Source organism: Variovorax sp. GW823-FHT04B03, assembly GCF_058796495.1.
In genome coordinates this window covers 300,044-313,741 of record NZ_JBXAIT010000004.1, presented here as the reverse complement: position 1 = coordinate 313,741, position 13,698 = coordinate 300,044, and the positions used below count along the sequence as shown (strand labels likewise).

13 protein-coding genes are annotated in these 13,698 nt (G+C 70.9%); 8 read left to right on the top strand and 5 right to left on the bottom strand.

The window, feature by feature from the left end:
• Positions 1-46 precede the first annotated feature (46 nt).
• Both AC1RAD_RS18760 and AC1RAD_RS18755 read left to right on the top strand, forming a co-directional pair.
• Positions 47-2,167 carry a TonB-dependent siderophore receptor gene (locus AC1RAD_RS18760; RefSeq protein ID WP_492736547.1) on the top strand — a complete coding sequence of 707 codons (2,121 nt, stop codon included), beginning with the start codon at positions 47-49 and terminating at the stop codon, positions 2,165-2,167.
• Between the two features lie 55 nt (positions 2,168-2,222).
• Complete coding sequence (locus AC1RAD_RS18755; RefSeq protein WP_492736545.1) at positions 2,223-4,616, top strand: PepSY domain-containing protein; 2,394 nt, start codon at positions 2,223-2,225, stop codon at positions 4,614-4,616.
• Here AC1RAD_RS18755 and AC1RAD_RS18750 read toward each other — a convergent pair whose 3' ends face one another.
• The gene (locus tag AC1RAD_RS18750) at positions 4,617-5,276 is read right to left on the bottom strand and encodes a glutathione S-transferase (RefSeq protein ID WP_492736543.1); all 660 of its coding nucleotides are present in this window, start codon (positions 5,274-5,276) and stop codon (positions 4,617-4,619) included. It lies immediately after the preceding gene.
• A gap of 92 nt (positions 5,277-5,368) precedes the next feature.
• Between AC1RAD_RS18750 and AC1RAD_RS18745 the strand changes: the two genes are divergently transcribed.
• Together AC1RAD_RS18745 and AC1RAD_RS18740 are read left to right on the top strand one after the other, a co-directional pair.
• The gene (locus AC1RAD_RS18745) at positions 5,369-6,241 is read left to right on the top strand and encodes a helix-turn-helix transcriptional regulator (protein ID WP_492736541.1); all 873 of its coding nucleotides are present in this window, start codon (positions 5,369-5,371) and stop codon (positions 6,239-6,241) included.
• 64 nt (positions 6,242-6,305) lie between these two features.
• On the top strand, positions 6,306-7,217 hold the full coding sequence (locus AC1RAD_RS18740) for an SDR family oxidoreductase (RefSeq protein ID WP_492736539.1): 912 nt from the start codon (positions 6,306-6,308) through the stop codon (positions 7,215-7,217).
• Positions 7,218-7,223: 6 nt separating this feature from the next.
• On the opposite strand, the gene AC1RAD_RS18735 is transcribed toward AC1RAD_RS18740, so the two are convergent.
• Positions 7,224-7,802, bottom strand: coding sequence for a GNAT family N-acetyltransferase (locus AC1RAD_RS18735; RefSeq protein ID WP_492736537.1), 579 nt, complete (start codon positions 7,800-7,802; stop codon positions 7,224-7,226).
• A gap of 30 nt (positions 7,803-7,832) precedes the next feature.
• On the bottom strand, positions 7,833-8,249 hold the full coding sequence (locus AC1RAD_RS18730) for a hypothetical protein (protein WP_492736535.1): 417 nt from the start codon (positions 8,247-8,249) through the stop codon (positions 7,833-7,835).
• 110 nt (positions 8,250-8,359) lie between these two features.
• On the opposite strand from AC1RAD_RS18730, the gene zigA reads away from it, so the two are divergent.
• Positions 8,360-9,553 (top strand): zinc metallochaperone GTPase ZigA, encoded by a 1,194-nt coding sequence (zigA, locus tag AC1RAD_RS18725; protein WP_492736533.1) that lies wholly within the window; start codon positions 8,360-8,362, stop codon positions 9,551-9,553.
• 13 nt (positions 9,554-9,566) lie between these two features.
• Here the strand turns inward: zigA and AC1RAD_RS18720 are convergent, their stop codons facing one another.
• Both AC1RAD_RS18720 and AC1RAD_RS18715 read right to left on the bottom strand, forming a co-directional pair.
• Positions 9,567-10,220: an FMN-binding negative transcriptional regulator gene (locus AC1RAD_RS18720; protein ID WP_492736531.1), complete on the bottom strand. Its 654-nt coding sequence runs from the start codon at positions 10,218-10,220 to the stop codon at positions 9,567-9,569.
• A 24-nt stretch (positions 10,221-10,244) separates the two neighbouring features.
• Positions 10,245-10,721: a Fur family transcriptional regulator gene (locus tag AC1RAD_RS18715; protein WP_095747674.1), complete on the bottom strand. Its 477-nt coding sequence runs from the start codon at positions 10,719-10,721 to the stop codon at positions 10,245-10,247.
• Positions 10,722-10,887: 166 nt separating this feature from the next.
• Between AC1RAD_RS18715 and AC1RAD_RS18710 the strand changes: the two genes are divergently transcribed.
• The 3 genes from AC1RAD_RS18710 to gshA all read left to right on the top strand — a co-directional run bounded on the left by AC1RAD_RS18710 (position 10,888) and on the right by gshA (position 13,667).
• Positions 10,888-11,550: an alpha/beta hydrolase gene (locus tag AC1RAD_RS18710; protein WP_492736529.1), complete on the top strand. Its 663-nt coding sequence runs from the start codon at positions 10,888-10,890 to the stop codon at positions 11,548-11,550.
• Positions 11,551-11,626: 76 nt separating this feature from the next.
• Positions 11,627-11,944 carry a putative quinol monooxygenase gene (locus AC1RAD_RS18705; protein ID WP_492736527.1) on the top strand — a complete coding sequence of 106 codons (318 nt, stop codon included), beginning with the start codon at positions 11,627-11,629 and terminating at the stop codon, positions 11,942-11,944.
• Between the two features lie 166 nt (positions 11,945-12,110).
• On the top strand, positions 12,111-13,667 hold the full coding sequence (gshA, locus tag AC1RAD_RS18700) for a glutamate--cysteine ligase (protein WP_062477001.1): 1,557 nt from the start codon (positions 12,111-12,113) through the stop codon (positions 13,665-13,667).
• Positions 13,668-13,698 lie beyond the last annotated feature (31 nt).

Below are 13,698 nucleotides of genomic sequence, written 5' to 3'. Positions count from 1 at the left end.
CCAGGCCGCCGGGAGGCGCGCCGCCAAGAACATCCAAGGGATTTGAATGAAGAGAGTTTGTGTGAGCCTTGCGCTCGCCGCCGTGCAGGCAGCGCAGGCGCAATCCGTGCCCGCGTCCGCTGCGTCCGAAACGCGGGCGGGCGAGCTGGGCACCGTGAACGTCGAAGCCTCGCGCGCCAACGGCTTCCTGGCCGAGACGGTCGAGGCGGGCACGTTCCGGGGCGCGTCCGTGATGGACGTGCCGGCCACGGTCAACACCGTGACGCGCGAGGTGATCGAGCTGCAGGGCGCCACGGGCGTGTACGACGTGCTGCGCAACACGGCCGGCGTGACGCGCCAGCAGAACGGTGGCGACACCTTCGACCAGCTTGTCATCCGCGGCATTGCCGTGGAGAACCGCACCAACTACCGCCTCAACGGCGCGCTCGCGATTCCCAACGTGTCGGAAATTCCGATGGAGAACAAGGAGCGCGTCGAGGTGCTCAAGGGCGCGTCGGCGCTGTACTACGGCTTCACCACGCCGGCCGGGGTGATCAACTTCGTCACCAAGCGCGCGGGGCGCACGCCCGTCACCTCGCTCGGGATGAGCGTCGACAACCAGGGTGGCCTGCAGGGCCAGGTCGACATCGGCCGGCAGTTCGGCGAGAACGACCAGTTCGGGCTGCGCCTGAACGCGGCCGGCGGCCAGCTGGGCTCGACCATCGACGGCGTGGACGGCAAGCGCAGCTTCGTCTCGGCCGCGCTCGACTGGCGCGTGAACCGGCGACTCACGCTCAAGGCCGACATCGAGCATTACCGCAAGCGCATCACCGAGCAGGCCGGCATCGCGCGGCTCGCGGCCGTCAACGGCGTCATCGCACTGCCGGCGCTGCCCGATCCGCACAAGCTGATCGCGCCGCCCTGGGCCGTGTTCGAGGCCGAGGTCACCAACACCCAGCTGCGCGCCGACTACGCCTTGAGCGACAACTGGGCGCTCAGCGTGGAAGCCGGCCATTCCGAAGCCGAGCGCGACCGGCGCCTGGCGCAGTTCGGCACCTACAACGTGCGCACCGGCCTGGGCCGTCTCACGGGCAACGTGCAGCATCTGGAGCAGCGTTCCGACCTGCTGCGCGCCGAGCTGTTCGGCACCTTCGCCACCGGCGCGCTGCAGCATGAGCTGACGCTCGGCGCGGCACGCAGCGACAAGACGCAGGCGCCCGTGTTCCAGCGCAACTATGGCGGTGCGACCACGCTGCAGAACCTGTACAACCCCGTGCCCATCGGCGCGCTGGCGCTGAGCGCGGTGCCGTCGCGGCCCACCTCGGGCGCGCAGGACAGCGAGGAGCTGGGCCTGTACGCGCTCGACCGCATCACTTTCTCGCCGCAGTGGCAGCTGGTGGCCGGCCTGCGCCACACGCGCTACCAGAGCTGGCAAGGCGCGAGCGCCACGCTGCCGGCCCTGGACTACAGCGTGCGCAAGACCACGCCGCTGGCGGCGCTGAGCTACAAGTTCACGCCCGAGCTCATGGCCTACGTGTCGTACTCGCAGGGCGTGGAAGAGGGCGAGGTGGCGCCGGCCGGCACCGCCAACCAGAACACGCGCATGCCGCCCGGCCTGAGCCGGCAGAAGGAAATCGGCCTGCGCTGGCTGACCGGCAGCGGCACGCTGCTGTCGGGCGCGCTGTTCGACATCGAGCGGCCCGGCGCCTACACCGACAGCGCCAACACCTTCGTGGCCAGCGGGCGCCAGCGCTACCGCGGCCTCGAGGTGTCGGCGCAGGGGCGGCCCACGCCCGCGCTGGCGTGGCAGCTCTCGGGCCAGTGGCTGGACGCCGAGTTCCGCCGCATCAACGCGCAGTACGACGGCAAGCGGCCCGAGAACACGGCGCGCACCACGGCGAGCGCCTTCCTCTCGTACGACATCGCGGTCGTGCCGGGGCTGTCGGTCAACGGCGGCGCGTACTTCACGGGGCGCCGTCCTGTCGACGACCTGAACCAGGGCTTCATCGGCGGTGCGACGGTCTTCGGTCTCGGCGCGCGCTACGTGGCGCAGCTCATGGGCAAGCGCACGACCTTCCAGCTGAACATCGACAACGTGGGCGACAAGCGCTACTGGTCGGCGGCCGGCACGCGGCTGGCGGTGGGCACGCCGCGTACGATCAAGGCCCTGGTCAAGATCGATCTTTGAACCCGCGCGCCCCGCCTTGGCGGGGCTTCCTGTTTCTCGTTTTCTTCTGTTTTTCATGGCTTTGCTGCGTCGCGTCTGGTTCCAGATCCATTGGTTCATCGGCATCACGGCGGGCAGCGTGCTGGTCGTCATCGGCCTGAGCGGGGCGACGCTGTCGTTCCGCGCCGAGATCACCGACCTGCTGAACCCGATCCCGGCGGCCTCGGCCGCACCCGCACTGGCACCGCCTGCGCTCGTTGCGCGCGTGCAGGCCGAGATGCCCGGGCGGCGCATCGCGACCGTCGCCGTGTCGACCGAGCCCGGGCGCCCCGCGCGCATCGGGTTCGCGCCGCCGCCGGGCGAGCGGCGCGGCGAGACGCGCTTCGCCGATCCCGCCACCGGCGCGCTGCTGCCCGATCCGGTGGGCGAGCACTTCTTCGAGTTCGTCGAGGAGCTGCACCGCTGGCTGCTGCTGCCGCGCGACGACGGCAAGCCCATCACCGGCTCGCTGGCCGGCCTGTTGCTGGTGCTCGCGCTGTCGGGCCTGTACCTGCGCTGGCCGCGTCGGCCCTTCGCGTGGCGCCAGTGGCTGCGCATCGACTTCGCGCTGCGCGGCCGTGCCTTCCTGTGGAACCTGCATGCGGTGGTCGGCACCGTCGCGCTGCTGGCCTACGTGGTGTCGACCACCACCGGCATGTACTGGGCCTTCGACGGGCTGCGCAAGGTGGTGGACGGCGCGGTCGGCGAGGGCCGTGTGGTGCGTGCCGAACGCGCGCCGGCCGATGCCCCGGTGACGCTCGACCTGGCGCGCGTCTGGCAGGCCTTCGTCGATACCACGGGGGGCGACTGGACCCAGGTGACGCTGCGGCTGCCCGCGCGCAACGGCACGCAGGTGGAGGCCGTCTACCTGCGCACGCATGCCGAGCACGAGCGCGCGCGCAACCGCCTGTACCTGCAGGCCGCGACCGGCGAGACGCTGCGTCACGAACGCTATGCCGACAAGCCGCTCGCGGGCCGCCTCGTGAACAGCATCTACCCGCTGCACATGGGCACCTACTGGGGCCTGCCGGGGCGCATCGTGATGATGCTCACGAGCCTGGGGCTCGCGCTGTTCGCGATCAGCGGCTGGATGATGTACCTCGGCCGCCGCCGCACCGCGAAGGCCGTGCGCGCCGAGCGTGCGCGGCTCGATGCGGTCGCCGTGCCCGCCACGGTGGGCGACGCGGGCCAGGTGCTGGTCGCCTTCGCGAGCCAGACCGGCCATGCCGAGCGCCTCGCGCTGCAGACGGCCGGCGCGCTGCAGGCCGCCGGTGTCGCGGCGGTGGTGCGGCCTGTGTCCGCACTGAGCGCTGACGCCTTGCTGCACTTCCGTCAGGTGCTGTGGGTGGCGAGCAGCTTCGGCGAAGGCGAGCCGCCCGACAGCGCGCGGGCCTTCGCCCGTGCGTTCGCGCGGCAGGGCGGTCCGGGCTTGCGCCACCTGCGCTACGGTCTGCTCGCGCTCGGCGACCGCCACTACGCGACCTTCTGCGGCTTCGGCCGCAAGCTCGACCACGACCTGCACAACCAGGGCGCGCAGCCGCTGTTCCCCATGATCGAGGTGGACGGCGAAGACCCGGCAGCGCTCGCGCGTTGGCACGATGCGCTGCGCGAGACCTTCGGGGTGCGCGATGCCGCGTGGCCTGTGTCGACCGCGCCGGCTTTCGACGCCTGGCGGCTCGACGGCCGGCACCTGCTCAATGCGGGCAGCCAGGGCGATCCGCTGTTCGAGATCGAGCTGCGGCGCGTCAGTGGCAACGCGATGGACTGGGTGCCCGGCGCACTGGTCGAGATCGTGCCGCGCCAGATGCACGACGACGGCGCCCCGGCGCCCGCGCCGCGCAGCTACTCGGTCGCGTCGATTCCGTCCGATGGCGCCATCCAGCTGCTGGTGCGGCAGGCGCGGCATGACAACGGCCTGGGCGTGGCCTCGGGCTGGCTCACGGTCGGCGCGCCGGTGGGCGCGGAACTCGCGCTGCGCCTCGTCGCCAACCCGGGCTTCGCGCTGCCCGACGACGCGCGGCCCTGCATCTTCATCGGCAACGGCTCGGGCTTTGCGGGCCTGCGCGCGCTGCTGCGCGAGCGTGCGCGCCGCGGGCATGGCCGCAACTGGCTGGTGTTCGGCGAACGGCAGGCGGCGCATGACGGCTTCGGCGCGGACGAGGTCGCGGCATGGCAGGCCGGCGGCCTCGTGGCGCGCGCCGATTTCGTCTACTCGCGCGACCAGGCGCAGCGCGTGTACGTGCAGGACCGCCTGCGCGAGGCCGCCGAAGCGTTGAAGCAGTGGGTGGATGAAGAGGGCGCGATCGTCTTCGTGTGCGGCAGCCTTGAAGGCATGGCGCCGGGCGTGGATGCGGCGCTCACCGAGGTGCTGGGCGAGAGCGGCATGGACGCGCTCATCGCCGAAGGCCGCTACCGCCGCGACGTGTACTGATCAAACGGGCGGAAAGTTCACGTCCGGTTCGCCCGCTTGCCAGGGCGCGTACTTGGTCATGGTGCGCGCGAACATGTCCGACGCGGCCCAGCCCGCGAGCCAGGTCTGCAGGCGCGGCCACGGCTGAGCGTCGAACCAGGCCGCATCGACCATCGCGAACTGGCGAACGAAAGGCATCAGCGCCGCATCGGCCAGCGTGGCGTGCGCGCCGGCCAGTTGTGCCGACATCGCGAGCCGGTCTTCGAGCCCTTGCAGGAAGCGCGCGCCCTCGTCGCGCGCCGGGCCTTCCGATGCCGGGTAACGCGCCGGGTACTTGTAGCGGTCGAGCAGCGGCTTGAAGCCGTTGTCGCAGGCAGCCACCAGCGCGAGCAGGTCGTCGAGCGTGCCGCGCTCCGGAGCCAGCCAGCGCAGCGGATCGTGGCGACGCAGCGCCCACAGCATCACGTCCAGGCTCTGCTCCAGCACCGCCGCGCCGCCGTCAAGCACCAGCACGGGCACCGTGCCCTTGGGCGAGGCCGCGAGCATCTCGGCGGGCTTGCGCTTGAGCTCGATCTCGCGCAACTCGCAGTGCTGTCCGCTCGCCACCAGCGCGAGCCGGGCCCGCATCGCATACGGACAGCGGCGGAACGAATAGAGCACGGGGAGGGCGAAATCGGGCATGCGAACCAAAGGTGGACAGGGGGAGCTGGCCGATTGTCGGCCCGTGCCCGCCCGGTCGCGCGGCGGCGGGTTTTTCCTCACAATCGACCGCCATGGGCGAACGTCTTTTCCTCCGGCTCCACGACGACCCGCTGCATGGGCCGGAGTCGGGCGTGCCCGACGGCACGCTGCAGGTGCTGCCGATCGCGCCGGTCCTGCAAGCGCATGTCTCGCACCTGCTGATGTACCGCGAGACCTTCGCGCCCGGCCACGAGGTGCGCGAGCGCGTGCTGCCCGACGGCGCGATCCGGCTGGTCTTCAACTTCGGTGATGCGCCCTCGGCCGACGACGCGCCCGGGCAGGCGATCGAGGCCATCGGTGCGTTCGCCGCGCCGGCCGTGGTGCGGATGCGCGACACGGTGGAAGGCCTGTCGGTGGCGCTGCGTCCCGGCGCGGCGGCGGCGTTGCTGGGCGTGCCGGCTGGCGAGATCGCGGGCCGCGCGGTGCACCTGGACGAACTCTGGGGCGGAGAGGGTACGACGCTGCTCGCGCGCATGGCCGAAGCGCGCGGCGATGCCGCACGCGCCGACCTGCTGCAACAGGCCCTGATGAAGCGCCTGCAGAAAGCCGGCGACGGCACGCCGCCGGCCGCCGCGATGCACGCCGCGCGGCTCATCGCCGCCGCCGACGGGCGCCAGGCATTGCGCGAGGTGGCGCAGGCGGTCGGCGTGGGCGAGCGCCGGTTGCAGCAGCTCTTTCATGCGCACGTCGGGCTGTCGCCGCGCGCCTGGGGCCGGCTCGCGCGGCTGCATGCCTGCCTGCGCGCGCTGCGCCTGCACAGCGCGCCGGCCTGGGCCGACATGGCGCTGGACCACGGCTTCTACGACCAGTCGCACCTTGTCAACGAGTTCCGCGCCCTGTGCGGCGTGACACCCACCGAATTCCTCGGGCGCAGGGTTTCGGTTTCTTCCAAGACGGCGCGCTGAGGCCGGCCTATCGTGGCGGCTTGTCCTGCCCAAGGACCCTCACCGAACGAAGGAGCAACGACACATGACAGCAGCCCCCTCCACCCCTGACGCCGCGCACCGTCCGCTGGCGGGCCGCGTGGCCGTGGTGACCGGCGCCAGCCGCGGCGCGGGCCGCGGCATCGCGCAGGAACTGGGCGCAGCCGGCGCCACCGTGTACGTGACCGGGCGCAGCACCCGCGCGCGGCCGGCGGACAGCTACGGGCAGCTGCTCGCCCTGTCCGAGCTGGCCGCCTTGCCCGGCACCATCGACGACACCGCCGACGAGGTCACGCAACTCGGCGGGCGCGGCATTGCCGTGGCCTGCGACCACACGAAGGAAGACGAGGTGGCGGCGCTGTTCGCGCGCGTCGAGCGCGAGCAGGGCCGGCTCGACCTGCTCGTGAACAACGCCTGGGGCGGGCACGAAAGCTTCACGGGCGTCTTCGAGGCGCCGTTCTGGGAGCACCCGCTCGCCAACTGGGATTCGATGTTCGACCGCGGCGTGCGCAACCACCTCGTGGCCAGCCGCTGCGCCGCGCCGGGCATGGTGGCGCGCAAGCAGGGTCTGATCGTCACCACCACCTTCTGGGACCGTGGCCACTACCTGCGCGGCAACCTGTTCTACGACCTCGCCAAGGCCTCGATGACGCGGCTGGCCTTCGGCATCGCGCAGGAACTGCAGCCGCACGGCGTGGCCTCGGTGGCGGTGTCGCCGGGCTGGATGCGCACCGAGTTCGTGCTCGCGGGCCACAAGACCGACGAGGCGCACTGGCAGGAGCGCCCCGCGCTGGCGCGCACCGAATCGCCGCGCTACCTGGGCCGCGCCGTGGCCGCGCTGGCCGGCGATGCGCAGGTCCTCGACAAGACCGGCCAGGTGCTGCGCGTGGCCGATCTGGCGCGTGCCTACGGCTTCACCGACATCGACGGGCGGCAGGTCGAGCCGTTCGAGCTGTAGGGCGCGTCAGCGCAGGTCGCGCACGTCGATGCGAAAGCGCAGCTCGGGCGCGCCGCCGAGGCCGGGCTCGGTGATGAACTCCTCGAACAGCACGCCGCCGTTGGCGCGGATCACGCGCTGCGAGGCGAGGTTGTCGGGGCTGGTCGTGATCTCGACGTGGTCCAGGCCGATGGCGCGCGCATCGGGCAGCAGCGCGCGCAGCGCGGCGGTGGCGTAGCCCCGGCCGCTTTTCCACGGCACCACGCCGTAGCCGATGTGGCCGAGGCAGTACGAAGGCAGGGCGTTGGTGCCCGGCTGCCAGCGCAACTGGATGCTGCCGCAGAACTCGCCGTCCCACAGCCAGCGCCGGTAGCCCGGCAGCCGCGGCACGGTGCCACCGTTGGGCAGCGGGATGGGCGGGCCCTTGGCCTCGCGGTCGACGAGGCCGGCAAGAAAGCCTTCGGGGTCGGTGCGGATCAGCGCCAGCTCTTCGCGGCCGGCTTCGGCGCGCAGGTTGTTGGGCGACCAGCCGCGTTCCAGGGCGGCGATGTAGCCGGGCAAATGTTCAGGCGACGGCCAAACGAGTTGCAGTGCGGAAAGGGACATGGGACGCGGTCCTTTTTCTTTCGGGTTCATTCAGTACGAGCGCAGGGCGATGCCCCAGCGCCCATCGGCCTGCACGACGATCCAGAGGTTGGCGTGCGTGCTGAGCACCGCGCCGGCCGCATCGCGCCGCGTGTAGTGCACGACGAAGTGCACCTTGTCGTGGCTCACGAGCACGGGCTCCTTCTGTTCGTACTGCGTGCGCGCCCAGCCGCCGGCCTTGAGCGTGTCGAAGAAATCCACCGGGTGCCGGCCGGGCGCGGGCCAGTCGAGCCGCTGCGCGCCGGAGAGCATCGTGTGCGGAAAGTGCAGCTCGGCGTCCATGCCGCGCGTGTCCGAGGCGTTGAAGGCGGCCGTGAAGCGGTCGAGGCAGGCCGACGCGGCGGCGACGACGGCCGTGTGCGGCGCGTCGGAGGGCGGCGGGGCGACGAAGGCAGAGAAATCGGTCATGCGCTGGATGGTAGGCGAGCGCGCGCCTGTCGGTCACTCGTGCAAGAAATGCAACTGAGTTGCGTCAGTCCATATAATGCAATTCTGTTGCAACTACGGAGCCTGCCCTCATGGCCGATCGCCTTCCCGTCACCGTGCTGTCCGGCTTCCTGGGCGCCGGCAAGACCACGCTGCTCAACCACATCCTGCACAACCGCGAGGGCCGCCGCGTGGCGGTGATCGTCAACGACATGAGCGAGGTCAACATCGACGCGGCGCTGGTGCGCGAGGGCGGCGCCGCGCTGTCGCGCACCGACGAGAAGCTGGTCGAGATGAGCAACGGCTGCATCTGCTGCACGCTGCGCGAAGACCTGCTGATCGAGGTGAAGCGGCTCGCCAAGGAAGGGCGCTTCGACCAGCTCGTGATCGAGTCGACCGGCATTTCCGAGCCGCTGCCCGTGGCCGAGACCTTCACCTTCGCGGGCGAAGACGGACAGAGCCTGGCCGACGTGGCGCGGCTGGACACCATGGTCACGGTGGTCGATGCCTTCAATTTCCTGCGCGACTACGGCTCGCCCGACAGCCTGGGCCAGCGCGGCCAGTCGCTGGGCGACGAAGACACGCGCACGGTGGTCGACCTGCTGATCGAGCAGATCGAGTTCTGCGACGTGCTCGTGGTCAACAAGACCGATCTCGTGACGGGCGAGGAGCGCGAGCGGCTGATGGCCATCTTGCGCAGCCTCAACCCGCGTGCGCGCATCGAGGAATCGGAGTTCGGCCGCGTCGCGCTCGATCGCGTGCTCGACACGGGCCTGTTCGATTTCGAGCAGGCCGAGCAGGCGCCCGGCTGGCTGGCCGAGCTGCGCGGCGAGCATGTGCCCGAGAGCGAGGCCTACGGCATCCGCAGCTTCGTCTACCGCTCGCGCCTGCCGTTCCATCCGCAGCGCTTCTGGGACCTGGTGCAGAGCGAGTGGGAGGGCGTGGTGCGCTCCAAGGGCTTCTTCTGGCTCGCGAGCCGCCCGACCCGCGCGGGTTCGTGGTCGCAGGCCGGCGGTGCCTGCCGCTACGGCGTGGCGGGCCTGTGGTGGGCGGCCGTGCCGCGCGAACACTGGCCGACCGACCCCGACGGGCTCGAACTCATCCGCAAGAACTGGGACGACGCCACCGGCGACGCGCGCCAGGAGCTGGTGCTGATCGGCATCGGCATGGATGAGGCCGCGCTGCGCGCACGGCTCGATGCCTGCCTGCTCACGCCCAACGAGATGCGCTTCGGCCCCTCGTGGTGGCAGAACCTGCCCGATCCGTTTCCGTCGTGGAACGTGTGAACGCGCGGGCGGTTCAGTCGCCGGCGCTGCCGGGCTGCATCGCCTGTTGCACCAGCCGCGCCATGGCCGACGCGTTCTCGCTGCCGACGGCGGCCAGCCCCCGCACCGTGCCTTGACGGTCCTGCAGGGCTTCGTCCTGGCTGGCCTTGAGCTTGCCTTTGAGGCGGTCGATGGGGATCTCGATGCCCACCACGGCGCGCGCCAGCTTGCGGATGAAGGTCTCGGGCGCGTCCGTGGTCTGCCAGGGCACGGGTTGGCCGGCCTCGTTCGCCGCGGTCAGCCGCGCGAGCAGGTCGAGCAGCCAGGCTTCGTCGTCGATGGCGCGCGCGATGCCGTGCGCATGGGCGACGGCGTAGTTCCAGGTCGGCACCACCTGGCCGTGCTCGGCCTTGCCGGGGTACCAGCCGGGCGTGATGTAGGCCTGCGGTCCCTGGAACATCACGACCGAAGGGGCAGGGGCATCGAGCTGGCGCCACACGGGATTGGCGCGCGACACGTGGCCGAGCAGCGTGCCGAACGGGCCGCGCGAGCGGTCGAGCAGGAAGGGCAGGTGGTTGGCGACCAGTCCGTCGGCGCCCGGCACGACCCAGGCGCCCAGCGGATGCGCGTCGATCAGCGCGTGGCTCGCGCCGAGGTCGGGCTGGCGGTGGTGCCGGGAGACGTACACGCGCGGCCTGGTCGGCTCGGCGACCTATCGGGCACAGTCGCCGCACATGCCGTGCAGCGTGAGCGCCGTGTGCCGCGTGTCGATGCCCTGCTTGCGCAGCGCCTTGCCGAGCCGGCCCATCACCTTGGGCAGTTCGGGATCGGAGGGCAGGGCCAGCACCTTGTGGCACTGGTCGCATTCGAAGGTGTTGCCCGAGGCGGTGTCGACGTGCCGCGCGAAGCGGTTGACCCGGTCGGCGCCCACGCGGCGGTCGCACAGGCCGGCCTCGACCAGGCGGTCGAGCACGCGGTAGAGCGTGACGCGGTCGGGCGGCTCGCCCGTGGCGGCGGTGTAGGCGGCGGCCACTTCCTCGTGGGTCAGCGGCTGCGAGCCGTGTTCGAGCAGCTCGAGCACGGTCTGGGCGGCGCGCGTCACGCGCAGCCCGCTGCCGCGCAGCAGCGCCTCGCTGTCGAAGGCGGGGCGGGACGACGAGCTTTTCAGGGGCGGGGTGGGGGTCTTCATGCGAAACGCCATTGTGTTGCATCCGGCGCCCCCTTGCGACGGCAAGGACAGCCGGGGGCCGGATGTTGCGAGGTGCAAGTCAGCCAACCGGCCGTTTCGCGGCGGCCCGGGTCGCCCGAATGCGCTAAGGTCCGGGCATTCGCATTCCTGAATACCTTCGTTGACCATGTCCCGTCCCCCCATCGAAATCGAAACCGCCCCGAACCCCACCGCCTCGGTGGTCCTGATGCACGGCCTGGGTGCCGACGGCAACGACTTCGTGCCGATCGCCGGCGAGCTCGACCTGTCGGCCGTGGGCCCGGTGCGCTTCGTGTTCCCCAACGCGCCCGTCATTCCCGTGACCATCAACGGCGGCTACGAGATGCCCGCCTGGTACGACATCGCGGTGGCCGACCTGGTGGCGCGCGAGGACGAAGCCGGCCTGCGCCGCTCGCAGGCGAGCATCGAGGCCCTCATCGCCAACGAAAAGGCACGCGGCATCCCCGCCCATCGCATCGTGGTGGCCGGCTTCTCGCAAGGCTGCGCGATGGCACTGATGACGGGGCTGCGCCACGGCGAGCGGCTGGCCGGCATCGTCGGCCTTTCGGGCTACCTGCCGATCGCCGCGACCACGGCGGCCGAGCGCCACGGCGCCAACCACGACACGCCCGTGTTCCTCGCGCATGGCCGGCAGGACCCGGTGGTGCCGCTGGCGCGCGCCGAACAGTCGCGCGACGCGCTGGTGGCGCTGGGCCACCCGGTCGAATGGCACGAATACGCCATGGCGCACTCGGTCTGCATGGAAGAGATCGCCGACCTCAACCGCTTCCTGCTGCGCGTGTTCGGCTGAAGGCCCGCCACGCCGGGCCGCGCGCGCATTCATCCTGATCCTGTCACCCCGAAAGAACGCACAGAAGGAGACCCCCATGATCCTGGTCATCGGACACGCGCTGGCAAAGGCCGACACCCTGCAGGCGATGCTGGCCATCAGCGTGGAACACGTGCTGCGCTCGCGCGCCGAGCCCGGCTGCATTTCGCACGACGTCACGACCGACGTGCAAGACCCGCTGCAGCTCACCTTCGTGGAGCGCTGGAGCGACATGGCGGCGCTGCAGGCGCACTTTCGCGTCGATGCGTCGCGCGCTTTCGGCAAGGCGCTCGCGGCCATGGCCGACGGGGTGCCGTCGATCCATGTCTACCAGTCGGAAGAGATCGACCTCGCGGCGGGCCGCGCCAAGGACTGAATTTCGAACCCCCGCTGCGCGCCGCAAGGCCGGTGGTATTTGAGAGGGTAGCTATGAAAAAAGTAGCAAAAAACAGCATAGCCGGATGCGGGATTCCCTGCTTCAGCAGTGCCTGTCCGCCCGTGCTACCTTCCAGCCCCACAGAAGATTGATGGGTCATAAGAACATGAGCAACAGATTGCAGGAGAGGCTGGGTGCACTCCCGGCCGCGCGATTGAAGGGAATGCGTCGCGGCATCGAGAAGGAAAGCCTGCGCGCGCTGCCCGACGGCAAGCTGGCCCTCACGCCGCATCCGCTGGCGCTGGGCTCGGCGCTCACGCATCCGCACATCACGACCGACTTCAGCGAATCGCAGCTCGAACTCATCACGGGCGTGCACGCGGGCGTGGAGTCGGCGCTCGAAGAGCTCACGCGGGTGCACCAGTTCACCTACCGCGTGCTCGACCAGCTCGGCGACGAGCGCCTGTGGGTGTCGAGCATGCCCTGCGGCCTGCCGACCGACGAGACCATTCCGATCGGCCGCTACGGCTCGTCGAACGTGGGCCGCGCCAAGAGCGTCTACCGCATGGGCCTGAGCCACCGCTATGGCCGCCGCATGCAGACCATCTCGGGCATCCACTACAACTGGTCGCTGCCGGAGGTGTCGAGCGAAGAGTACTTCGCGCTCATTCGCAACTTCCGCCGCCAGGCCTTTTTGCTGCTGTACCTGTTCGGCGCCTCGCCGGCCCTGTGTTCGAGCTTTGTCGCGGGCCGCCCGCACGAGCTGCAGCCGCTGGGCGACGGCAGCATGTACATGCCGCACGGCACCTCGCTGCGCATGGGCCGCCTGGGCTACCAGAGCGAGGCGCAGGCCTCGCTGGCCGTGAGCTACAACAGCCTGGAGGGCTACGGCGCCTCGCTGCAGGACGCGCTCACGCGCCCGTGGCCAGCCTACGAGGCCATCGGCATCCGCAACCTGGGCGGCGACTACAACCAGCTGGGCACCAGCCTGCTGCAGATCGAGAACGAGTTCTACGGCACCATCCGCCCCAAGCGCGTCATCCATTCCGGCGAGCGCCCGCTGCATGCATTGCGCGAGCGCGGCGTGGAGTACGTCGAGGTGCGCCTGATGGACCTCGACCCCTTCGAGACCGTCGGCATCAACGCGCAGACCATGCGCTTCATCGACGTGTTCCTGCTGCACTGCCTGCTGAACGACAGCCCCGACGACACGCCGCAAGAAATCGCCGACCTGGCGCAGAACCAGCACCTCACGGCCGCGCGCGGCCGCGAGCCGGGGCTGAAGCTGCGCCGCGACGGGCGCGAGGTCGGGCTCACCGACTGGGGCCTGGAGCTGGTCGAGCAGTGCTTGCCGATTGCCGCCGCGCTCGACGCGGCGCAGGGCGGCACGCAGCACGTCGACGCGGTGCGCGCCGCCAAGGCCGGCCTCGAGAACCCCGACAGCCTGCCCTCGGCCCGCGTGCTCGCGGCCATCGAGCAGCAGCACGGCAACTCCTTCGTCGGCTTCGTGCGCGCCCAGTCGGAGCAGACCCGCGCCGCGCTGCTGGCGCTGCCGTTCTCGGCCGCGCAGCAGGCCGGGTTCGAGCAGATGACGGCCGAGTCGATCCAGGCGCAAAAGCGCATCGAGGCGGCCGACACCATGCCCTTCGAGATCTACCGCGAGCAGTACGTCTCGCCGGCGCGCCTGGGCATGGCCCCCGGCCGCCTGCCGGTCGCAGCCTGAAGCATCCTCACGGCGGCGCCACGGCGGCGCC